The sequence below is a fragment of the Streptomyces sp. PL-25 genome, assembly GCF_058344915.1.
The window spans coordinates 4,345,901-4,366,675 of sequence record NZ_CP136997.1; the positions used below are offsets into that span (position 1 = coordinate 4,345,901).

At 69.9% G+C, this 20,775-nt stretch carries 20 protein-coding genes, 1 tRNA gene and 2 pseudogenes; 13 read left to right on the forward strand and 10 right to left on the reverse strand.

Going from position 1 to position 20,775, the window contains the following annotated elements:
- Nucleotides 1-9: 9 nt before the first annotated feature.
- Nucleotides 10-2,847, forward strand: coding sequence for a penicillin acylase family protein (locus R4Z62_RS19695; RefSeq protein ID WP_491520481.1), 2,838 nt, complete (start codon nt 10-12; stop codon nt 2,845-2,847).
- A gap of 89 nt (nt 2,848-2,936) precedes the next feature.
- Here the strand turns inward: R4Z62_RS19695 and R4Z62_RS19700 are convergent, their stop codons facing one another.
- Entirely contained in the window at nt 2,937-3,551 is a 615-nt protein-coding gene (locus tag R4Z62_RS19700) for a 5-formyltetrahydrofolate cyclo-ligase (RefSeq protein ID WP_064533657.1), read from the reverse strand.
- A 135-nt stretch (nt 3,552-3,686) separates the two neighbouring features.
- Between R4Z62_RS19700 and galU the strand changes: the two genes are divergently transcribed.
- The 7 genes from galU (at nt 3,687) to R4Z62_RS19735 (ending at nt 9,403) form a co-directional block, all read left to right on the forward strand.
- Nucleotides 3,687-4,589: a UTP--glucose-1-phosphate uridylyltransferase GalU gene (galU, locus tag R4Z62_RS19705; RefSeq protein WP_064533656.1), complete on the forward strand. Its 903-nt coding sequence runs from the start codon at nt 3,687-3,689 to the stop codon at nt 4,587-4,589.
- A gap of 5 nt (nt 4,590-4,594) precedes the next feature.
- Complete coding sequence (gene glp / locus R4Z62_RS19710) at nt 4,595-5,917, forward strand: molybdotransferase-like divisome protein Glp (RefSeq protein ID WP_355481370.1); 1,323 nt, start codon at nt 4,595-4,597, stop codon at nt 5,915-5,917.
- A gap of 86 nt (nt 5,918-6,003) precedes the next feature.
- Nucleotides 6,004-6,537: a cyclic pyranopterin monophosphate synthase MoaC gene (gene moaC, locus R4Z62_RS19715; RefSeq protein ID WP_355481372.1), complete on the forward strand. Its 534-nt coding sequence runs from the start codon at nt 6,004-6,006 to the stop codon at nt 6,535-6,537.
- Entirely contained in the window at nt 6,534-7,091 is a 558-nt protein-coding gene (locus R4Z62_RS19720; protein WP_064533653.1) for a MogA/MoaB family molybdenum cofactor biosynthesis protein, read from the forward strand. Before moaC ends, R4Z62_RS19720 begins: the two co-directional genes overlap by 4 nt.
- Before the next feature lie 20 nt (nt 7,092-7,111).
- Complete coding sequence (locus tag R4Z62_RS19725) at nt 7,112-7,747, forward strand: GNAT family N-acetyltransferase (RefSeq protein WP_106967344.1); 636 nt, start codon at nt 7,112-7,114, stop codon at nt 7,745-7,747.
- Nucleotides 7,748-7,920: 173 nt separating this feature from the next.
- Complete coding sequence (locus tag R4Z62_RS19730) at nt 7,921-9,213, forward strand: SepX/GlpR family protein (protein ID WP_491520482.1); 1,293 nt, start codon at nt 7,921-7,923, stop codon at nt 9,211-9,213.
- A gap of 116 nt (nt 9,214-9,329) precedes the next feature.
- Nucleotides 9,330-9,403, forward strand: a tRNA-Ala gene (locus R4Z62_RS19735).
- A 222-nt stretch (nt 9,404-9,625) separates the two neighbouring features.
- Here R4Z62_RS19735 and R4Z62_RS19740 read toward each other — a convergent pair.
- The 4 genes from R4Z62_RS19740 to R4Z62_RS19755 all read right to left on the reverse strand — a co-directional run bounded on the left by R4Z62_RS19740 (nt 9,626) and on the right by R4Z62_RS19755 (nt 11,290).
- Nucleotides 9,626-10,138, reverse strand: coding sequence for a hypothetical protein (locus tag R4Z62_RS19740; RefSeq protein WP_491520483.1), 513 nt, complete (start codon nt 10,136-10,138; stop codon nt 9,626-9,628).
- Nucleotides 10,068-10,439 carry a hypothetical protein gene (locus R4Z62_RS19745; protein ID WP_491520484.1) on the reverse strand — a complete coding sequence of 124 codons (372 nt, stop codon included), beginning with the start codon at nt 10,437-10,439 and terminating at the stop codon, nt 10,068-10,070. Before R4Z62_RS19745 ends, R4Z62_RS19740 begins: the two co-directional genes overlap by 71 nt.
- 437 nt (nt 10,440-10,876) lie before the next feature.
- Complete coding sequence (locus R4Z62_RS19750; protein ID WP_491520485.1) at nt 10,877-11,140, reverse strand: hypothetical protein; 264 nt, start codon at nt 11,138-11,140, stop codon at nt 10,877-10,879.
- Nucleotides 11,141-11,146: 6 nt separating this feature from the next.
- A complete protein-coding gene (locus R4Z62_RS19755; protein ID WP_491520486.1) occupies nt 11,147-11,290 on the reverse strand; it encodes a hypothetical protein in 144 nt (47 codons plus the stop codon).
- Between the two features lie 171 nt (nt 11,291-11,461).
- Here R4Z62_RS19755 and R4Z62_RS19760 point away from each other — a divergent pair.
- The 4 genes and pseudogenes from R4Z62_RS19760 (at nt 11,462) to R4Z62_RS19775 (ending at nt 15,609) form a co-directional block, all read left to right on the forward strand.
- A pseudogene (locus R4Z62_RS19760) lies at nt 11,462-12,231 on the forward strand (transposase).
- Between the two features lie 350 nt (nt 12,232-12,581).
- Nucleotides 12,582-14,294 carry a DUF262 domain-containing protein gene (locus R4Z62_RS19765; protein WP_491520487.1) on the forward strand — a complete coding sequence of 571 codons (1,713 nt, stop codon included), beginning with the start codon at nt 12,582-12,584 and terminating at the stop codon, nt 14,292-14,294.
- A gap of 220 nt (nt 14,295-14,514) precedes the next feature.
- Nucleotides 14,515-14,592 (forward strand): annotated as a pseudogene (locus R4Z62_RS19770) (HipA N-terminal domain-containing protein); the annotation flags it as partial.
- A 9-nt stretch (nt 14,593-14,601) separates the two neighbouring features.
- Nucleotides 14,602-15,609, forward strand: coding sequence for a type II toxin-antitoxin system HipA family toxin (locus tag R4Z62_RS19775; RefSeq protein WP_491520488.1), 1,008 nt, complete (start codon nt 14,602-14,604; stop codon nt 15,607-15,609).
- Here R4Z62_RS19775 and R4Z62_RS19780 read toward each other — a convergent pair.
- From R4Z62_RS19780 to R4Z62_RS19795, 4 genes are all read right to left on the reverse strand, one after another.
- Nucleotides 15,596-15,955 (reverse strand): DUF6461 domain-containing protein, encoded by a 360-nt coding sequence (locus tag R4Z62_RS19780; RefSeq protein ID WP_491520489.1) that lies wholly within the window; start codon nt 15,953-15,955, stop codon nt 15,596-15,598. The genes R4Z62_RS19775 and R4Z62_RS19780 overlap by 14 nt on opposite strands.
- A gap of 67 nt (nt 15,956-16,022) precedes the next feature.
- A complete protein-coding gene (locus tag R4Z62_RS19785; RefSeq protein ID WP_491520490.1) occupies nt 16,023-16,187 on the reverse strand; it encodes a hypothetical protein in 165 nt (54 codons plus the stop codon).
- Nucleotides 16,188-16,418: 231 nt separating this feature from the next.
- Nucleotides 16,419-17,702: a hypothetical protein gene (locus R4Z62_RS19790; RefSeq protein ID WP_491520491.1), complete on the reverse strand. Its 1,284-nt coding sequence runs from the start codon at nt 17,700-17,702 to the stop codon at nt 16,419-16,421.
- A 135-nt stretch (nt 17,703-17,837) separates the two neighbouring features.
- Nucleotides 17,838-18,317: a GNAT family N-acetyltransferase gene (locus R4Z62_RS19795; protein ID WP_355481381.1), complete on the reverse strand. Its 480-nt coding sequence runs from the start codon at nt 18,315-18,317 to the stop codon at nt 17,838-17,840.
- Nucleotides 18,318-18,409: 92 nt separating this feature from the next.
- Here R4Z62_RS19795 and R4Z62_RS19800 point away from each other — a divergent pair, with 92 nt between their 5' ends.
- Complete coding sequence (locus tag R4Z62_RS19800) at nt 18,410-19,213, forward strand: exodeoxyribonuclease III (RefSeq protein WP_491520492.1); 804 nt, start codon at nt 18,410-18,412, stop codon at nt 19,211-19,213.
- 47 nt (nt 19,214-19,260) lie between these two features.
- Here R4Z62_RS19800 and R4Z62_RS19805 read toward each other — a convergent pair whose 3' ends face one another.
- A complete protein-coding gene (locus tag R4Z62_RS19805; RefSeq protein WP_491520493.1) occupies nt 19,261-20,742 on the reverse strand; it encodes a recombinase family protein in 1,482 nt (493 codons plus the stop codon).
- Nucleotides 20,743-20,775: the final 33 nt, after the last annotated feature.

The following is a 20,775-nucleotide window of genomic DNA, read 5'->3' on the forward strand; positions in this document are numbered from 1 at the left end:
AGGACAGCGATGCCCCCCAACACCACCGCCACATCGGGTGACAAGCCCGGCAAGTCCGGCAGGAAGAAGGGGCGAAAAGCCCGACTGATCGTGCTTGTCCTGGTGCTGGCCATCATCGGAGGCATCGCCTACGGGGCCTACTGGTCCGTCAGCACCGTCCGCGCCTCCTTCCCGCAGACCAAGGGCTCGACCACGCTCCAGGGCCTGTCCGGGCCCGTGGACGTGAAGCGGGACGGCTACGGCATCCCGCAGATCTACGCCTCCTCCCCGGAGGACCTGTTCATGGCGCAGGGCTTCGTCCAGGCGCAGGACCGGTTCTACGAGATGGACGTGCGCCGGCACATGACCTCCGGCCGGCTGTCGGAGATGTTCGGCAAGGGGCAGGTCGACAACGACGAGTTCCTGCGCACCCTGGGCTGGGACCGGGTCGCGCAGCAGGAGTACGACAAGAAGCTGTCGCCCGCCACCAAGAAGTACCTCCAGGCGTACTCCCAGGGCGTCAACGCCTACCTCAAGGGCCGCGACGCCGCGGACATCTCCCTGGAGTACGCGGCGCTGGGCTTCACCAACGACTACCGGCCCGCCCAGTGGACGCCGGTCGACTCGGTCGCCTGGCTGAAGGCGATGGCCTGGGACCTGCGCGGCAACATGCAGGACGAGATCGACCGCGCCCTGATGACCAGCCGCCTCGGCCCCAAGCAGATCAAGGACCTGTACCCGGACTACCCGTACAGCCGGAACAAGCCGATCATCACCCAGGGCCGGTACGACGAGTCCGAGGGCGCGTTCGACGGCGGGGCGAGCGGTTCCGGCTCGTCCGGCGGTTCCGGCGCCGACCCCGGCTCCGACGGCACGGGCCTGCCGGACGGCGGCTCCGGAGTGCCCGCCTCGGGCACCACCGACACCGGCACAGGCACAGGCACCGGCACCTCGGACCCGGACGGCTCGGGCGGGCAGAGCCAGCTGTCGGGCCTGCGCAGCGTGATGCAGAACCTGCCCGCCGCGGTCGGGGTGAACGGCGACGGCATCGGCTCCAACTCCTGGGTGGTCGCCGGGAAGCACACCATCACCGGCAAGCCGCTGCTCGCCAACGACCCGCACCTGGGCGCCTCGCTGCCGTCCGTCTGGTACCAGATGGGCCTGCACTGCCGCGCCGTGTCCGGCAAGTGCCCCTACGACGTCACCGGCTACACCTTCGCGGGCATGCCCGGTGTGGTCATCGGCCACAACCAGGACATCGCCTGGGGCATGACCAACTCCGGCGTCGACGTCACCGACCTGTACCTGGAGAAGCTCAGCGGCGACGGCTATCTGCGCGACGACAAGACGGTGCCCTTCAGGACCCGGCAGGAGACCATCAAGGTCGCGGGCGGTGCGTCCAAGAAGATCGTCGTCCGCGAGACGGAGAACGGGCCGCTGCTGTCCGACCGCGACGACGAACTGGTGCAGGTCGGCAAGAAGGCCCAGGTCGACACCGCGGCCCCGGACCGCGGCGACGGCTACGCGATCGCCCTGAAGTGGACCGCGCTCCAGGCGGGCACCACCATGGACGCCGTCTTCGCCATCGACCAGGCCAAGGACTGGAGCGGCTTCCGCTCGGCCGCGGCGAAGTTCGACGTGCCCTCGCAGAACCTGGTCTACGCCGACACCCGCGGCAACATCGGCTACACCCTGCCCGGCCGCATCCCCAAGCGCGCCAAGAACGACGACGGCTCGGTCCCGGCGCCGGGCTGGGACTCGAAGTACGACTGGAAGGGCTACCTCAAGCAGGGCCAGCTGCCCTACGAGTACAACCCGAAGCGCGGCTACATCGTCACCGCCAACCAGGCCGTGGTGGACCCGGCCGATTATCCGTACCGGCTCACCACGGACTGGGGCTACGGCACCCGCAGCCAGCGGATCGCCGACCTGATCCAGTCGAAGATCGACGGCGGCGGCAAGATCTCCACCGACGACATGCGCCAGATGCAGATGGACAACAGCAGCGAGATCGCCAAGCTGCTGGTGCCGATGCTGCTGAAGATCGACATCGGCGACAAGGACGTCCGGCAGGCGCAGAAGCTGCTGGAGGGCTGGGACTACACCCAGGACGCCGACTCGGCGGCGGCGGCGTACTTCAACGCGGTGTGGCGCAACATCCTCAAGCTCGCCTTCGGCAACAAGCTGCCCAAGGAGCTGCGGGTCAAGGGCCAGTGCCTGTGGGTGGAGCCGACCGGCAACACCGGTCCGGTGGACGAGACCACCAAGGTGCGCGAGTGCGGCGAGCGCTCGGCCGACCAGGCGCAGCCGGACGGCGGCGACCGCTGGTTCGAGGTGGTCCGCAACCTGGTGAAGCAGCCGGACAGCGACTGGTGGAAGGTGCCGGCCTCCGGTACCCGCCCCAAGGCCGAGAACCGCGACCAGCTCTTCGCGCGCGCCCTGATCGACGCCCGCTGGGAGCTGACCTCCAAGCTCGGCAAGGACATCGATACCTGGAACTGGGGCCGGCTGCACCGCCTGTTCCTGAAGAACCAGACCCTGGGCACCGAGGGGCCCGGCTTCCTGAAGTACGTCCTCAACCGGGGCCCCTGGAAGCTCAGTGGCGGCGAGGCCGCGGTCAACGCCTCCGGGTGGAACGCCGCGGGCGGCTACGGCGTCGTGTGGGTGCCGTCCATGCGGATGGTGGTCAACCTCGCCGACCTCGACAAGTCCAAGTGGATCAACCTCACCGGTGCCTCCGGGCACGCCTTCAGCGCCCACTACACCGACCAGACGGACAAGTGGGCCAAGGGCGAGCTGCTGCCCTGGTCATACTCGGCCGGCGCGGTCGACAAGAGCACGAGCGACACCCTGGTGCTCAAGCCGTGAGCCGCTGACCGGGGCACCCCGGCCACGGCGGAGGCCCTCCACGCGCGCGTGGAGGGCCTCCGCCGTACCAGGGACCCGCGCCTCGGCGCTCAGGCCAGGCGCCGGACCCCCGAGGGGGTCACCACCGCCTGCACCGGCCGGTCGTGCGGCTCGGCCGGGACGTGTCCGACGACCTCGCGGTCGTAGAGCAGCACCACGAGCGCGGGCCGCGCCTGTGCCCGCTCCAGCCGGGCCAGGACCCGGTCGTAGGAGCCGCCGCCGCGGCCCAGCCGCATCCCGCGCCCGTCGGCCGCCAGACCGGGCAGCAGGACCACGTCGGCGGCGGTCACGGCGTCCGGGCCGAGCCGCTGTCCGGCCGGCTCGAACAGCGCCATCCGCCCGCCGTGCCGCACGCGCGCGAGGGACCCCTCCCCGGCGTACGCGCCCCAGTCCAGGTCGTTGTCCGGAAGCAGCGCGGGCAGCAGCACGCGCACCCCCCGCGCGCGCAGCGCGTCGAGCAGCGCCAGGGTGCCCGGCTCGGTGCCCACGGAGACGTACGCGGCCACCGTGCGCGCCTGTGCCAGCTCCGGCAGCTCCAGCGCGCGCCGGGCCAGTGCCTCGCCCGCCTCGCGCACGTCGTCCGCGGTCAGGCGGTCGCGCGCCGCGAGGAGTTCCTGCCGCAGGGCCCGCTTGCCGGGTGCCGCGGTCCGTCCGATGTGGCTCAAGGTCGCTTCCGTGCCCTTCGTCGATGAGTGACCGATGAGTGTTCGCCGAGTGCTCGAAGAGTAAATGTGCTCATATGTGAGCCAATGAACCGGAGGCGCGGAACCCCCGCAAACGCAGCGGCTAAGGTTTCCGCCATGAGTCACGCGCACCCCAGGATCAGCAAGGCTGTCATTCCCGCGGCAGGCCTCGGCACCCGGTTCCTGCCGGCCACCAAGGCCACTCCCAAGGAGATGCTGCCGGTCGTGGACAAGCCCGCGATCCAGTACGTGGTCGAGGAGGCCGTCTCCGCCGGCCTCGACGACGTCCTCATGGTGACGGGCCGCAACAAGCGCCCGCTGGAGGACCACTTCGACCGCAACTACGAGCTGGAATCGGCCCTGGAGAAGAAGGCCGACGCCGAACGGCTCGCCAAGGTGCGGGAGTCCAGCGACCTGGCGATGATCCACTACGTCCGCCAGGGCGACCCGAAGGGACTGGGGCACGCGGTGCTCTGCGCGGCCCCGCACGTGGGGGAGGAGCCGTTCGCCGTCCTGCTCGGTGACGACCTGATCGACCCGCGCGACCCGCTGCTCCAGCGGATGATCGAGGTGCAGGGGCAGCACGGCGGCAGCGTCGTCGCCCTCATGGAGGTCGAGCCCGAGCAGATCCACCTCTACGGCTGCGCGGCCGTGGAGGCCACCGCGGACAGCGACGTCGTCCGGGTGACCGGCCTGGTGGAGAAGCCGGAACCGGCCGACGCCCCCTCGAACTACGCCATCATCGGGCGCTACGTCCTCGACCCGCACATCTTCGAGATACTGCGCAGGACCGAGCCCGGCCGCGGCGGCGAGATCCAGCTCACCGACGCCCTCCAGCACCTGGCGGAGGCCGAGACCGCCGGCGGCCCGGTGCACGGCGTCGTCTTCAAGGGCCGCCGCTATGACACCGGCGACCGCGGCGACTACCTCCGTGCCATTGTCAGACTCGCGTGCGAACGTGAGGACCTGGGTCCCGGCTTCCGGACCTGGCTTCAGCGGTACGTAGCCGAGGAGATGTGACGACGTTGAGCAGTGCAGCGCACCACACCGCAGACCCGGACCGCCTGTGGTCGGTGGACGAGCACCTGGAGGACGTCCTCACCACCGTCCGCCCGCTCGAACCCATCGAGCTGCAACTGCTCGACGCCCAAGGGTGCGTCCTCGTCGAGGACGTCATGGTGCCCCTGTCCCTCCCGCCGTTCGACAACAGCTCCATGGACGGGTACGCGGTGCGGGTCGCCGACGTCGCCGGCGCCAGCGAGGAGTTCCCGGCCTCTCTGGAGGTCGTCGGGGACGTCGCCGCGGGCGCGGGCGACCCGGTCCGGGTCGGCCCGGGGCAGGCCGCCCGGATCATGACCGGCGCCCCGCTGCCGCCCGGCGCCGAGACCGTCGTCCCGGTGGAGTGGACCGACGGCGGGCTCGGCGCGGGCCCGGTGCGCGGTATGCGGGCCCGCAGCCTGGCCCCGGAGGGCGCCACCGGGCAGGTGCGCGTCCACCGTCCCGCCGAGGCACGCGCGCACGTGCGCGCCAGCGGCAGCGACGTCCAGGCCGGTGACCTCGCCCTGAAGGCCGGCACGGTCCTCGGGCCGCCGCAGCTCGGGCTGCTCGCCGCGATCGGCCGCGGCACCGTACGCGTGCGCCCGCGCCCGCGCGTGGTGGTGCTGTCCACCGGCAGCGAACTGGTGCAACCCGGCGAGCAGCTGGCGGGCGGCCAGATCCACGACTCCAACAGCTTCGCCCTGACCGCGGCGGCCCGCGACGCCGGCGCCATCGGCTACCGGGTGGGCGCCGTCGCCGACGACGCCGACACCCTGCGCTCCACCATCGAGGACCAGCTCGTCCGCGCCGATCTGCTGGTCACCACCGGCGGGGTCAGCGTCGGCGCGTACGACGTCGTCAAGGAGGCGCTGTCGCACGTCGGGGACGAGGACGAGCCGGGCGGCGGAGTGGAGTTCCGCAAGCTCGCCATGCAGCCCGGCAAGCCCCAGGGGTTCGGCACCGTGGGCCCCGACCACATCCCGCTGCTCGCGCTGCCCGGCAATCCGGTCTCCTCCTACGTCTCCTTCGAACTGTTCGTGCGCCCGGCCATCCGCACCCTGATGGGCCTGCCGGACGTCCACCGGCCCACCACGCGCGCGAAGCTGGTCTGCGACAAGGCGCTCACCTCGCCGCGGGGCCGCAGGCAGTTCCTGCGCGGGACGTACCGGGACGGCGAGGTGCGGCCGGTCGGCGGCTCCGGATCGCATCTGGTCGCGGCCCTCGCGCAGGCCGACTCCCTCATCGTCGTCCCCGAGGACGCCGAGTCCGTCGAGTCCGGCACCGAGGTCGAGGTGGTCCTGCTCGGCTGACCGGCCCGGATTGGCGGTAGCGTGTCGCGCACAGCAGGCCCGCGCGCCGCACCGCGCCGGGCCCGGACCGGGAGCGCCACACGAGCATGAGCACGCAGGACCGACCCCCGCACGACCCCCGCGCCGCGGCGCCGCATCCTGAGGGATCCGAAGGCCGCCTCACGCACATCGACGAGGCGGGCGCCGCCCGGATGGTCGACGTGTCCGGCAAGGACGTGACCGCGCGCACCGCACGCGCCAGCGGACGCGTCCGTGTCGCGCCCCGCGTGATCGAGCTGCTGCGCGGCGAGGGCGTCCCCAAGGGCGACGCCCTGGCCACCGCGCGGATCGCCGGGATCATGGGCGCCAAGCGCACCCCCGACCTCATCCCGCTGTGCCACCCGCTGTCGGTGTCGGGTGTGAAACTGGACCTGTCGGTCGCGGACGACGCCGTGGAGATCACGGCGACCGTGAGGACGACGGACCGCACGGGCGTGGAGATGGAGGCGCTCACCGCGGTCTGCGTCGCCGCGCTCACCGTGGTCGACATGGTCAAGGCGGTGGACAAGGGGGCGGTCATCACGGACGTCGGGGTCGAGGAGAAGACGGGCGGCAAGTCGGGCGACTGGAGCCGGGCATGACACTCGACACGCCCCCCGGCGGCACGCCCTCCGGCGGCGCGCCCGCCGCGCCGTACCGCGCGCTGGTGGTCACCGCCTCCAACCGGGCCGCCGCCGGGGTCTACGAGGACCGGGGCGGGCCGCTGATCGCCGCGGCCCTCGGCCGTCTCGGCTTCGCCGTCGACGGCCCGCGGGTCGTCCCGGACGGCGACCCGGTGCAGGCCGCGCTGAGCGCCGCCGTCGAGGCCGGCTACGACGTCGTGGTCACCACCGGCGGCACCGGCATCTCGCCCACCGACCGCACCCCGGAGGCGACCCGCCGGGTGATCGACCGCGAGGTGCCGGGCATCGCCGAGGCGATCCGGGCCTTCGGCCGCCAGAAGGTGCCGACCGCCGCGCTGTCCCGCGGGCTGGCCGGAGTCGCCGGACGGACCCTGATCGTCAACCTGCCGGGCTCCACCGGCGGGGTGAAGGACGGACTGGCGGTGCTGGAGCCGCTGTTGACGCACGCGGTCGACCAGGTGCGCGGCGGCGACCATCCCCGGCCCGGCGCCGGAGCCGGGGGTGCGAGCTGAACGGCCCCGCCTGGCCCGTGGTGCTCGCCGAGGGCGATGTCGTCCTGCGGCCGATAAGACTGCGCGACCAGCGGGCCTGGCGCGAGGTCAACCGGCGCAACCGGAACTGGCTCAGACCCTGGGAGGCGACGATCCCGCCGCCCGCCCCCGGCGGCCCCCTCACCCACCGGCCGACCTACCGGCAGATGGTGCGGCATCTGCGCGCGGAGGCCAGGGCGGGCCGGATGCTGCCGTTCGTCATCGAGCACGAGGGGCGGCTGGTCGGGCAGTTGACGGTGGCCGGGATCACCTGGGGCTCGATGTGCTCGGGGCACGTCGGCTACTGGGTGGACGAGGCGGTGGCGGGCCGCGGGGTCATGCCCACGGCCGTGGCGCTGGTCGTGGACCACTGTTTCCGCGCGGTCGGGCTGCACCGCCTGGAGGTCTGCATTCGCCCGGAGAACGGCCCGAGCCGCCGGGTCGTGGAGAAACTCGGATTCCGCGAGGAGGGGCTGCGGCCCCGATATCTCCACATCGACGGGGCCTGGCGGGACCACCTGGTCTTCGCGCTGACCGCCGAGGAGGTGCCGGACGGACTGCTGAGCCGCTGGCGCCGCACCCGCGCCGCGCGCGCCTCGGGCAACACGCCCGGTGGCGGAACTAGCCCCGGAAATTGAATAAGTGTTCGAATTTAGCCGGTGTGCGATCACACTCGTGCGGGGAATTTCCCCATTTTGACGGTCTGCTGATCGCATCGGTCGCAAAAAAAGCTCGAAATATCAGCCGGATCGTGCGACACACCGGCTCAATTGGCCGATGGCCAGATGCAAACCCCTCTACGGTGTGAGACGTGAGCAGCAGCGGCCTCATCTACGCAGTCATTGTCGGGGCCTGGGCCGCCTACTTGGTGCCGATGTGGCTCCGTAGGCAGGACGAGCTGAACGAGGCCCGTCCGACGGAACGCTTCAGCACCGCCATCCGGCTGCTGTCCGGACGGGCGGGCATGGAGCGCCGTTACGCCAGGGACCTCAGGGCGCGCTCCACCGAGGAGGGGGAGCCCAGCGCCGCCGATCCGGACGCCGTCACCGACCCGGTGGACGTCCGGGCCTTCGCCGCGCCCCCGGGCCGTGCGCCGGAACGAGACCAGCAGCGCGCAGCGGAGCGGGACCAGCCGCGCGAGCCGGTACGGGAGCGGCACGCGGCCCGGAACCGGCCGCAGCCGCCGCGCGAGCGCGCGGAGGTGCCCGCGCCCGCGAGTGCGCCGGACTCCGCTCCGGTGCCGCAGCCGGCCGGCGCCGACGACGCGCCCATCCGCACCCGGATCCCCGCGGCCCGGCGCGCCCCCGGCGCGGAAGCCGCCGCGGCCCGCGCCCGGCGCACGAGGGTGCTCGCGCGCCGCCGCCGCACCACCGTCGTCCTCTTCCTCGCCTTCACCCTGGGCGCCGTCGTCGCCGCGGTCGGCGGACTCGCCTTCCTGTGGGCGCCTGCCGCGCCCGCCGTGCTGCTCAGCGCGTACATCGCCTATCTGCGCACCCAGGAGCGCAACCGCTTCGCCTACCAGATGGACCGCCGCCGCGCCGAGGCCGCCGCGCAGCGCCTGCGGGAGAACCGGCGCCAGCCGCGCCGCCGCGCCGCCCTGGGCCCGGACACGGAGGCGGACACGGAAGAACCCGACGCGGGCCCCGAACCGGAGACCGATCCCGGCCTCTCCGCGCTCGCCGCCGACCGGCGCGCCCTGGTCGAGCAGACCGACCACGCCGAGTGGCTCGACCAGCAGCAGCGCGAGCGCAGGCGGCGCCCCGGCCGGGGCGAGAGCTGGGAGCCGGTGCCCGTGCCGCTGCCGACGTACGTGACCGCGCCGGTCGCCCCGCGCGCCACCTCGGACGTGGACCTCGGCGCCCCGGACACCTGGAGCTCGGCGCGCTCCTCCGCGGCCCTGCCCGAGCAGGAGGCCGCCCCCGCCGCCGCGGAGCCGCAGGCGCCCGCCCCGGACGCCGCGGCGGGCACGGAGGACCGCCCGGCCGCCGACGGCCGCAGCGACGCCCGCCGCGCCGCCTCGGCCCGCCGCTCCCGCGAGCGCGGGCGCACCCCGCTCTTCGACCAGTACGAGGACGGCGACCGGCCGCGCGCGGCCAACGAGTAGCCGCCCGGCCGCGGTGACACCGCCTCAGGCGCCCCCCCGGGGCCCCACCCGCTGACCAGGCCGGGAACGGATTTCCAACCAGCCGGATGAGGATGCTAGAGTTTCACTCGTTGCAAGGGCCTGTGGCGCAGTCCGGTAGCGCACCTCGTTCGCATCGAGGGGGCCAGGGGTTCAAATCCCCTCAGGTCCACGCACGACTGTTCTTGAGTTAGTTCAGGAATGGTGACGAGATCCCGCCCGATCGCAAGATCGGGCGGGATCTTCGTCGTTTCGGGAGTCGGCCGATGCCTGTTCGGGGGGCGTATCGGGTCTGGCGGGTTACTGGGCCGACGCCTGGCCGTTGCCAGGGCATGTGAACCGGCCCCGGTCGGCGCCCGGGGCTGGTGGTCATGATGTGTGTGACGCTGCCCGATCAGAGGCTGGCTGGCGGATGCCGCGCCATGTCGAGTGGTGTGGGGACGTACGGCCGGTTGCGACCTGGGGCAGGCGGAATGGACTCGGAGTCGGCGTCGGAGGGGCGGCTGCTGGTGCGCTCGTAGAGCCAGGTCTCCAGGATGTCCAGGTTTCGGATGGCCACCATGATCGCGATCAGGATCGTCTGGGCCACCTGCCCGGGTGCTTGGCGGTGCATGGGGTTGTCGATGTCCATGTAGGCGCCCTTGAAGCGTCCGTTGAGGCCCTCGTTGTGGGAGCGGATCGGCTTGTAGATCCGATCCCAGGCGAGGCTGAGGTAGTGGCTGTCCTGTCGGAACTTGGCGATCTGCAGGTCCCCGGCGGTGTCTGCGGGGACGCTGATCGCGGAGGCCCCGCAGACAGCGGGCAGCGCCTCCTTGCCGGGGGCCGTCCACTCTCTGTCATGGAGCTGGATGGTCGGGCGAGCCGAGACGTGGCTGGTGCGGGAGCGGCAATCCGCCAGTTTGATCACGGTCTGAGGCGACCAGAGGCTTCAGTTCATCGAGCCGTCGGCGGAAGGTTTTGTCGTCCATGCCGTGAGTGGCCTGCGCCGAGGCGCTGGGGATGTGCGGGCAGGCGAGAGAGCCGTCGATCAGTACGGCTCCTTGCCAGCTGCCCTGTATGCCACGGTCGGCCGCCTTGTAGTCCAGGGCCAGGCGGTAGCCGAGTCGGCGTACCGGAATCTGAAAGTTCTTCGGCGAGCAGCCGGTGGAGGCGCGATCTGCGGCACAGGTGCCTGTCGGCAGTCGAAGCTCGGCGAGGTGCTTCAGCATGGTGACCGCGTTCTCGCCCGTACGGACGGTCGAAGTGTCCAGGCTGAGACCGAGGCAGAGCTGTGGATACGAGGGTGCGCGGCGCCCCCGGCCCCTTCGCCTGTGCGAGCGTGGGCGGCGACGAGCAGGCTCGCGCTGTAGCCGAAGATGCCCTTGTCGGAGCCGCCGCTGAAGTGCGAGCCGGCGGTGATCTCGAGGGAGGCTGTGCCCGAGCGGTCGCTGTCCGGGTCGGTCAGAACCGGGATCGAGGTGGCGTCCACTCCTACGTCACCGGTCCAGTGCCGCAGATATCCGCGTGCCTGCGCCAGCCAGACCGGGACCAGTACGAGATCGTTCGCCAGCCGTTGCAGCCGGTCCGCGGCCGCGCGGCCGACAGCCTCGTCCCAGAGACAGCGGAGTGGATATCCGCCTCCGCTTGGTCCAGGCGGCGGCGCCGGTCACAGCGTGCCGGGTCGAGCACGGTGGTGATCCCGGTCCAGCGCTCGGTAGAGGCGACGACTGACAGCTACGCACGCACGTGCCGTGGACGGCGGCACCTCGGGGACGCCGAGCCAGGCGCGGGCTGCGGGCTGGAGACGGAAGTGGAGGATCCGCCAGGCGTCGGAGACCGTGGCTCGGCCCGTGTAGTACACGGCGAGCATCAGGTCGGCCAGCACGGTCCTCGGCCGTACGCCTGGGGGCCCGGGATGGCCGCGCAGCATGTCTTCCTACTGCTGGGGCAGGCCGGGGCGGTCGAGGACGGTCAGCAACTGGCCGACCTTGGAGTCGGGGATCTCGGTGAGCTGGCCAGGCCGCAGCCGCGGCCGCGCGTGACGGGCGGCCAGTTGGCTGGCCTCGGGCCGCGCCCTCACGAGCGGCGGCCACGCAGCAGTCGGATCACCTCTGCCCTGGGTAGTGGGGCACCCAGTGGTGGTAGCCCGCCAAACCCGCAGGGGAAGCCGTGCCAGCGGTGGAATCGCCCCTCTCCGGACTGATGCCCTAAAGCGTGTTGCAGAAGGCTTCAGTTCGCTTATTTCCCCTGTATGGGCGGGGTGTTGAGAGTTGAGCCGTTGTGGGCGGTGACGTTACAGGTCTGCGGATGCGGCAGTTCGAGCGACTGCTGAAAGTCGTGCGTGAACGGGGCGGAAACGGGCCCGGTGGCGGGCGCCCGTGGCGCCTGCCGCTGGCAGACGGGGTGCTGCTGGTGGCGGTCTACTACCGCACGAACCTCACGATGCGGCAGCTCGCGCCGCTGTTCGGCATCTCGCCTGCGACGGTCTGCCGGGTGATCCAGCGGCTGTGGCCGTTGCTCGCGATCGAGCCGGCAGCACGTCCGGCCGACGCAGCCGACCGGCTGTGGGTCGTGGACGGCACCCTCGTTCCGGTCCGCGACCGGAAGACCGGCGCGTCCTCACGTAACTACCGGTTCTCGGCGAACGTGCAGGTCATCATCGATGCCGACACGAAGCTGGTGATCGCGGCGGCCCGGCCGGTACCCGGCAACACCGCGGACGCGAAGGCATGGCGGGACTCCGGCCTGGCCACCACCTGCGAGGGCGTGACGGTGCTGGCCGACGGCGCCTACATCAACACCGGGCTCGTCGTACCGCATCGCAAACGCCCCGGGCGAACCCTGCTTCCCGGCGAGGAGGAGGACGACGCCGAACACCGCAAGGCCCGGGCCCGTGTCGAGCACGCCTTCGCCCGCATGAAGCACTACAAGATCCTTCGCGACTGCCGGCAGTGCGGCAACGGCCTCCACCACGCGGTCCAGGCCGTCGCCCACATACACAACCTCGCCCTCGCCGCATGACCAGACCGGCCCCCAAACCGGCCCCGACCTGCCCGGCCACAACCTTCTGCAACACGCTTTAGGATCGCCACTTTGTGGCTCTACGCCCCTGAACCGGCTGTTCGGCCCTCCCCGGGTGTGTGGCACTTCGGCGAGCGCGGCCTGGAACCGGGAGCCGACGAACAGAGCGCGGTCGATGCCAACCGTGAGTACCATCACCAAGGGTGTCGTAGGCGTACAGCGTGAGAATAGTCTGTGAGCGCGGTGGCCGAGCTGCGAAGATATTCACGGGTGGGGAGGAAGTCGGCGACACGCCGCATGCTCGTCATCACACGAAGCTGATCACAAGTACCTGACAGGGGATTTCAGAAATGACAACCTCGGGCCTGGAAACCCAGCCCAGCGCGACGACGTACGAGCTGGGCGATCTAGTGGCCCAGGCATGGAAGGGAAGAATCCACGTCCCACACTTTCAGCGCGACTTTCGCTGGGGCACTAGCGATGTCCTCAGGCTCTTCGACAGCATCGTTAAGGGCTATCCCATTGGAAACCTGCTTCTCTGGGTTCGTGAGACGCCAGCGCGCTCCTTCACTCTGGGTCAGTTGAGGATCGATGCGCCAGCCGCCGCAGACGCCCTATGGGTCGTGGACGGGCAACAGCGAATTACCAGTCTCGCGAATGCACTGAGCCCTGAGGGGCACCTTCATGAACCTTTCTCCATTTATTACGACCTCAGGGAGAAGAGGTTCATTTCTCAGCCCAAGTCGCGGGAGCCTCAGCATATTGCGTTGCCTGTCCTCTTTGACTTGAAAAAGCTCATCGGTTGGTTCCGTACAGAAGGTGAACTGGTCACCGAGCTGTTCGACGAAGCCGACCGTGTAGCTACCGCTCTGCGCCAGTACAAGGTGCCCGCCTATCTCGTACGTCAGGACGATCTGGACATCCTGACCGATATCTTCGACCGAATGAACAACTACGGGAAGCGCCTCAATCGCGCGGAGATTTTCTCCGCGCTCTACGCTGGCCCGGAAGAAGGCGCCGAGGAGCGGCTCAACCTGTCCAGGATCGCAGACCGCATCGCTGCGAGAACCGGGTTCGGTACTATCGATACGGACACTGTCCTCGCGTCCATTCTCGCGCGCCGCGGACCGGACCCTTCCCGGGACATCCGGAACGAGTTCAGCTCCGTCGGTCGTCGTACGGCCCCGGAATTTGAAGATGAAGATCAGTACGCAGCGTACGGTGAAGGTGAAGAGGCGCTGGTTCGTGCAATCGGTTTCCTCCAGGCTGAGGCGGAAGTGCCGCACATTGCGCTGCTCGTCTATCGCGCGCTCCTCGTCGTCCTTACGCGCTTCTTTGCGCACTTCCCCGAGCCGGATCCCAACACGCGCCGCCTGTTGCGGCGGTTGTATTGGCGTGTGGCCGTTTCCGGTCCCGCTGTCTTCAAGGGAAGCTTCACCCAGGTTTCGCGTGTCCTGTGTGCCCGTATTCGCAAGGGCGACGAACATGGTTCGATCATGGGCCTGATGGATGCCATGGCCGAGGCACGGCCGGCGCTCCCGACCATCGAGCGCTTTCGGACTAATGAGGCCGCTGCGAAGATCATCCTGAGTTCTTGGTGGTCTCTGCGGCCTCGTTCCTTTGTTACCGGGGCGCCCGTCGATCTCCCGAGCCTCTCCACCTTGCTCGCAGACCAGAAGACCGCGAGCACGGTAGCCCACGTGATTTTCCCTCGAGGGCTCACCTCCCAACAGGTTCTGTACGCGGCGAACCGCCTGTTCCTGCCGAGCGAGGAAGATTCCGTGTCGGAGAGCGCCACGCTGCTGGCCCATCGACCTGCTCACTTGGACGAGCAGACTTGGGAGTTGGTCTTGGCCTCGCACGTGATGGATGAACGGGCGAGCCGGGCTCTCGCTGAGGGAGATCGTGAGGGCTTCCTGCGCCTGCGCCAGCAGACTATCCAGCAGCATCTGGAGGACTTTCTCACGCGCATGGCCGAATGGGATTACGAGGACACCCCCTCGTTGGACTCTCTGGACTTTGACACTCTCGACGAACTTGCTGAGCCCGAAGAGCGGTTCTGACCGGCCCCTCGCTTGAACAGGACATCGCCGCACATGACCACGGTTCCGGAGAATTACTACGCAGTACTACTGCATTCGCATCGAGTCGGCACACTCTGTCAAAAGGGCGACTACACCCGATTCATTGTCAATGAGTCCTATGTGACCGACCCCGAATCGCTCAGTTCTCGGGCTCCGTTTCGAGGAGAACCTGCGCGCTCCCTATGCGTCAGCCCTAAGGCTGCCGCGTTGGTTCTCCAACCTCCTGCCTGAGGGGCCTTTGCGGGAGTGGATTGCCGACGACCGGGGTGTCTCGCTCGACCGGGAGATGGAACTGCTCGCTCAGGTCGGTCGCGATCTACCGGGCGCCGTCCAAGTGCTGCGAGCCGAAGGCCCCGACGACGGCTGGGAGTGGCCGGACGGTGAACTGTCGGTGACGGCAGCCAAGAACCCTAGCGGGGCGCACGACTTTTCCTTGTCCGACTCGCCATGGCGTTTTTCTTTGGCGGGAGTTGCCCTCAAATTCTCCATGTTGGCCAGAGGGGATCGGCTGACCGTTCCAGCTGCTGGCGAGTACGGTGACTGGCTGGTCAAGTTCCCGGACTATCGCCACCCGGATGTCCCACGCAACGAGTTCACGATCATGTCTCTGGCGCGGGCTGCAGGGTTGGAGGTTCCAGATATTCGTCTTATGCATCGCGACGAGTTCGAGGGTCTGCCAGACCGCATGTGGCCGAACGACGAACAGTGGGCCTACGCCGTCCGCCGTTTCGACCGGGGCCAGGACGAGCGTCGCACCCCCACCCACATCGAGGACTTCGCACAGGTCAGGGATAAGTATCCGCAGGATAAGTACCAGTCAGCGTTCGAGACTGTCGCTGCCATTGCCTATCGCGGTCACGACGTGGATTCGCTGCGCGAGGCCGCCCGGCGTATCGCATTCTCCGTGGTAGTAGGCAATGGGGATGCCCACCTGAAGAATTGGTCCCTGATCTATCGCGACCGCCGCGTCCCATCGCTGTCGCCGGTGTACGACCTGGTGTCTACCAGCCCCTACGCACCCAGAGGCGATACGGAGGATCTTGGGCTCAAGTTTGGAGGAAGCAAGTCCTTCGAACGGGTACAGCTCGCCACTTTCGATCGGCTTGAACGTGCCCTGGACCATCGACTCGGTACGAGCCATGGACGGCTGCGCGAGGAAGCCGTGCAGACCATCGAGCAGACCCGAGCGCACTGGCCACAGTTCGAGGAACATCTCGCGGACAACCAGAGCCTTCGTGTGGCGATCGGGACATGGATCACCGAATCCGCGCGGCGTCTGCTCAGTAGCCCCTGACCGCGACTGCACGACTCGGCCGTGTTGAGGGCCCGTTTGCGTACTGCTCAGCAGCCGTTCGAGACCATCGTCTCGTTGGTTGGTTGCCACGGGGCATGGCGGAACCGATCATGTGTCGGTCCGAGCCGGTTTTCTGGACTCGTCTGCCGTGGTTCCCTGACTCGCCTCGTCGGCGGGCCGACTCTCCCGCAGCTTGCCTGTCAGCGGATTCGTGGGTGAACGTCGTGTCCTGGAGCAGCCCGGGAGTGACGGCGATGCCGGTCAGGTGCTCGGCGAGAGCGATCGCCGCGGGTGAGGACAGATGCGTCTCCGGATCGTCGTCGAAGTGAAAGCCGATCCGCTGCATAACGTCGAGGAGTTTGTCGGGCGCTGTGTCCCGCGGTTGGCCGGGAACATGGCGTCGAAGCACAGGCTCAGGACGTGGTCCTCCGCCCAGAGGAACGTGCCGACGCCATTGATGTTGACAAGAAGTCCGAGACCCAGCTCGCCCTGGCGGAGGCCGACAGCGCTCGTTCTTCGGTGGCGCCGAGGTAGCCGTTGGGCTCGATCGGCAGCGTCCAGGTATCTACAGTCGTCATGGCGACCAGCTGCCGGTCCCCCTCTTTCGTGAGCGGAGTGGGAAACGATCTCCGTCGGCTTGGGGAGCGATCTTTGTGCGCCTCTGGAAGGGCCTGGTCAGACGCGCTCGTGGACACCCCACGCAGTCCCGATCAGACGGTCACCGTCGGATCGGGACTTCGTCGTTTCGGTGCCGCCATCGTCGTCCAGAACTGCCACCCCCGTGCTTGTCCCGGGGCCGCGAGGAGCGCTTATGGCAGATCACGTTCCGCTGTGGTTCCCGGTGCCAGGTCTGCGAGGACGAGGTCCGGGAGGACGGCCAGTCCCAGGTTCCGGAGATCCACGTTCGGGCCGGCTCCCTGCTCCACGACGGCAGGGAGCCAGGAGCTCAGGCGGTCCAGTGCGGGTGCCAGTCCTTCTCGGTCGTCGCCGAGCAGGGCCGCCATGAGCGACACGACATCGGCGCGGGAGCTGCCCGGCGGCGCCGGGAGAACGGCGAGACCTGAGAGTACGCGCTGGTCAGGAGCGTCGCAGAGCGCGGCGAGGGCGGTGAGGGCGAAGCGGACGGCATCGGGTTCGGTGTCCCAGCGGGACAGCAGCCCCGGCAGGTCGCTGCCGATGGCCCGCCGGGTCAGGTGCTCGGCCGCAGACTCCTGAGGGGCACCCCCGAGCGCGGTGACGCGGTCGGCCAGGGAGACCGCGGTTGCCGGTCCCGAAGCGGCGAGCCGCAGCAGGTCGCCGAGCAGAATCAACCGGCAGCCGGGCGCGACGCCGTCGTCCCGGACCAGTTCCATGAGGAACGGGACGGCCTCGGCCGTGGCGACGCTGCAGGTGCCCTGGTGCGCCACGGCGTCCGCGAGCTCGCCGAGGAACTCGTCCGCCGTCTCGTAGGGCTCGCCGAACGCGAACTCCTCGTCGAGCAGCCACCCCACGGCGTCCGGCGCGCCCTCCGCGCTGCCGTACATGCGCTCGGCGACGGCCACCGCGGCCCGGACCAGCGTCGCGGGCTCACCGGTTTCCCTGTTCTTCCACGGCGGTCCGGCCGGGGGAGGCGCGGGGTCCTCGGGCAGCGGACTCGGAAGGGCGACGTCGGCACCGGCCCGCTCATGGACCAGGCCGTCCCGTACGAAGACCCTTTCGAGAGTCGTGGCATGCCCCTCGCTGTACCCCTGCTGGAACCCGCCGTGGGCACGGGCGACCCGGGCCACCCGGATCCGCTCACTGCGGAGGAACGGTTCGAGAGCCAGGCGCTCGTGGCCGCCGTAGACGGCCAGCGAGAAGACCTGCCACCACCCCTCCAGACCGGGGTCCATCGACGGGCGCCCGTACCAGAAGCTCGACGGATCGAACCTGAAGTGATCATGGACGCGCACCGCCGTCAGACGGTGCCCCGCCCCGGACAGCTCAGCCGCGGCGGCGCGGGCGGCACCCTCGTCCGGCAGGCTCAGCGTGTACTGGACTCCCCAGGCGGGAGCGCCGCGGCCGTCAGCCGCACCGGCGAGAGGGCGCAGGGCATCTCCGGAACCGTGTGTCATGCGACAGATCATCCACGGCGCCACTGACAGGCCGGGGTTCCGTCCCCGAGGTTCGCCCGCCCGCGGCTCGCCACGCTCCCCGGCGGCCGTTGGCGGGTCCGGAGCCGCCCTTCCTTCCCGCCTGCCCGCCCGCCGTCACCGCAGCGGCTTGGCGTAGCAGAGGCTCGACTCGTACTCCCGGTAGTAGCCGAACTTGGCGCAGGGCTCGTAGCCGCTGGAGGTGTACAGGGCGATGGCCTCGGGCTGCTGGTCGCCGGTCTCCAGGACCATGCGGACGCGGCCCGCCGCGCGGGCGTCCTCCTCCAGTGCGGCGAGGATGCGGCGGGCGAGGCCCCGGCCGCGCATGGACTCGATCACGAACATGCGCTTCAGCTCGGCGTCGCCGTCCTCGTTGCCCTCGGCGTTCTTGTCCTGGCTGCGCCAGCCGCCGGTGGCGACGGGGGTGCCGTCCTCGTCGTAGGCGATCAGGTAGACGCCGTGCGGCGGGCGGAAGTCGGCCGGGTCCAGGTGGGTGGCGTCGCCGCCGTCGCCGTAGCGCACGTGGTACTCGGCCTGGACCTCGTCGTTCAGCTTGACGGCGTCGGGGTGGTCGAAGGCGACAGGACGAATGAACATGTTGGATACCGTATATCGATGCAGTGGGTAACGGGAGAGGGTGCCTCGGGTCTCTTACGGGACCCCGTCCAGTGTGCCGGTAAAGTGCCCGAGTGCTCACTGTGACCTCCGCCAACGTCAACGGACTGCGTGCCGCCGCGAAGAAGGGCTTCGTGGAGTGGCTCGCGCTGACCGGCGCCGATGTGCTCTGCCTCCAGGAGGTGCGCGCCGAGCCGCAGCAACTGCCCGAGCAGGTGCGCACGCCCGACGGCTGGCACGCCGTGCACGCCCCCGCCGCCGCCAAGGGCCGCGCGGGCGTCTCCCTCTACACCCGCCGCGAGCCGGACGCCGTCCGTGTCGGCTTCGGCTCGGCGGAGTTCGACGGCAGCGGGCGCTATGTCGAGGCCGACCTGCCGGGTGTGACGGTCGCCTCCCTCTACCTGCCCTCCGGCGAGGTCGGCACCGAGCGGCAGGACGAGAAGATCCGGTTCATGGGTGAGTTCCTCGCCCACCTCAAGGAGCTGCGCGAGCGGGCCGCCGCCGACGGACGCGAGGTCCTGGTCTGCGGCGACTGGAACATCGCCCACCAGCAGGCCGACCTGAAGAACTGGCGCGCCAACCAGAAGAACTCCGGCTTCCTGCCCGAGGAGCGAGAGTGGCTGAGCCGGGTCCTGGACCCGGCGGACGGCGGCTATGTCGACGTGGTGCGCGCCCTGCACCCGGACGTGGCGGGACCGTACAGCTGGTGGTCGTACCGGGGGCGGGCCTTCGACAATGACGCGGGATGGCGGATCGACCTCGCCGTCGCCACTCCGGGGCTCGCCCGGCGAGCGGTCAAGGCGTATGTGGAACGAGCCGCCAGCCACGAGGCGCGCTGGTCGGACCATGCCCCTGTGACGGTGGTCTTCGAGCCGTGACAACGCGGCGCGGGGGTGCCGACGAGGCATCCCCCGCCCGCTCCGGCTCAGCGCTGTGGCCGGTCCGGCAGGGAACTTCCGAGGACGAACGTCAGACGTGAGGTGTCCGGCCCGGCCAGTCGTTCGCGGCCACCGCCGGATCGTCCTTTCGCCACGGTGACGCGAACGTCGTCGCGGAGCAGGTCCTCACGGGAGACGGGCGCCGTCGCCGCTGTCGCCTGGTGATAGCGGTCGGCTGTGTAGCTCTCGAGCCAGTCGGAGCGCATTCCGCCCGGAGCGGGGCATACGTCGCCGCGTGCGGTCGCTCGGCACACATAGTCGCCGTACGGCCGCCCTTTACGTGCGGCGAAGTACATGCGCCCACCGCAGCCCGCGCAGTACACGACACCCGTGAGCAGCGACGTCGTCCGGCTCCGCGGGCGGCGGGTGCCGTTCGAGCGTGCTGCGAGCACGTCCTGCAGCGCATCGAAGTCCTCCGCAGACAGCAGCGGCTGTCCGATGAGTACCGGTGCACCGGAGTGATCACGCACGGTCCGGCCCCGGTGGGTGCGGTGCCCGGCCAATGACGGGCTGCGCAGTACCTTCGAGAGCGTGCCCGACGTCCAGCGGAACCGTTCGAAGTCGCGCCCGTGGCGCCGGCCGCCCGTGGGCCGGCCCTGCAACTGGGCGTGGCGGTCACGGGGGACCGGCACACCCTGGTCGTTCAGGCGCTGTGCGACGGCCACCAGGGAGCGCCCCGCGTGCACGTCCTCCACGATCGAGAGGACGAGGGCGGCGGTTTCGGGATCGGGGGGCAGGGACCAACCGGCGCCGGAGGCGTGCGGAACCTTGCGGTAGCCGAAGGGGACGAGGCCGCCGCCGTACCGGCCTGCGGCGCGCAGCGCCTCGTGGGCACCGGTGAGCCGAGCGGAGATGGCACGGGCTTCCTGCTCGGCCGCATGGGCCAGGTCCAGGCAACGGCGGACGACGAGCCTGTCCGCCTGCGGCGTGACCACCAGCGGCCGGCCTTCCTCGGGCATCCCGAAGACGAGCGTCCTCGTGCGGGAGCGGCCCCACTCGATCAGCTGGGACATATGGGCGAGGGATCGTGCGGCGCGGTCCACGTGCGACCACACGACAGCGTCGTATTTCTCGGGATGCCGCAGCCAGGGCGACAGGGACGGGCGCTCGAAGGGAGATGTCGTGTGCGCGGAGACCCCCAGGTCCGTGGCCTCCGCGATCAGGGTCAGGTTCAACTGCTCCGCACACAGTCGGATCGCGGCGCGCTGCCTGCCGGGTGACGTGGTTGCCTTCGTGAGGCAGCTGAGGCGTACGGCACCGAGAGCTCGTGGCGATCCGGTGCGAGCCGAAGTGGCCCCGTGCGGTGGACGGTTATGCTCGGGTATGTCGGCGCTCCTGGAGAGTGTCGGCCGTACCCCGGGGCTGGTCGCACAGTCGCCGGGGCCTTTCGTTCTCACTCTCGGAGAGCGAACGCGCTTCCGTCCGCTGTTGTGCGGAATGTGCCTCGATGGAGTGAACGCCCGGCACATACGCAACGGTGGCAGGTTGTTGCTGCGTCCACG

Coding starts and splice junctions, on each gene's coding strand:
- R4Z62_RS19695 (WP_491520481.1), top strand. CDS start 10: ATGCCCCCCAACACCACCGCCACATCGGGTGACAAGCCCGGCAAGTCC.
- galU (WP_064533656.1), top strand. CDS start 3,687: ATGAGTCACGCGCACCCCAGGATCAGCAAGGCTGTCATTCCCGCGGCA.
- moaC (WP_355481372.1), top strand. CDS start 6,004: ATGAGCACGCAGGACCGACCCCCGCACGACCCCCGCGCCGCGGCGCCG.
- R4Z62_RS19720 (WP_064533653.1), top strand. CDS start 6,534: ATGACACTCGACACGCCCCCCGGCGGCACGCCCTCCGGCGGCGCGCCC.
- R4Z62_RS19745 (WP_491520484.1), bottom strand. CDS start 10,439: ATGCTGAAGCACCTCGCCGAGCTTCGACTGCCGACAGGCACCTGTGCC.
- R4Z62_RS19750 (WP_491520485.1), bottom strand. CDS start 11,140: ATGCTGCGCGGCCATCCCGGGCCCCCAGGCGTACGGCCGAGGACCGTG.
- R4Z62_RS19765 (WP_491520487.1), top strand. CDS start 12,582: ATGACAACCTCGGGCCTGGAAACCCAGCCCAGCGCGACGACGTACGAG.
- R4Z62_RS19775 (WP_491520488.1), top strand. CDS start 14,602: ATGGAACTGCTCGCTCAGGTCGGTCGCGATCTACCGGGCGCCGTCCAA.
- R4Z62_RS19780 (WP_491520489.1), bottom strand. CDS start 15,955: ATGCAGCGGATCGGCTTTCACTTCGACGACGATCCGGAGACGCATCTG.
- R4Z62_RS19785 (WP_491520490.1), bottom strand. CDS start 16,187: ATGACGACTGTAGATACCTGGACGCTGCCGATCGAGCCCAACGGCTAC.
- R4Z62_RS19790 (WP_491520491.1), bottom strand. CDS start 17,702: ATGACACACGGTTCCGGAGATGCCCTGCGCCCTCTCGCCGGTGCGGCT.
- R4Z62_RS19795 (WP_355481381.1), bottom strand. CDS start 18,317: ATGTTCATTCGTCCTGTCGCCTTCGACCACCCCGACGCCGTCAAGCTG.
- R4Z62_RS19805 (WP_491520493.1), bottom strand. CDS start 20,742: ATGTGCCGGGCGTTCACTCCATCGAGGCACATTCCGCACAACAGCGGA.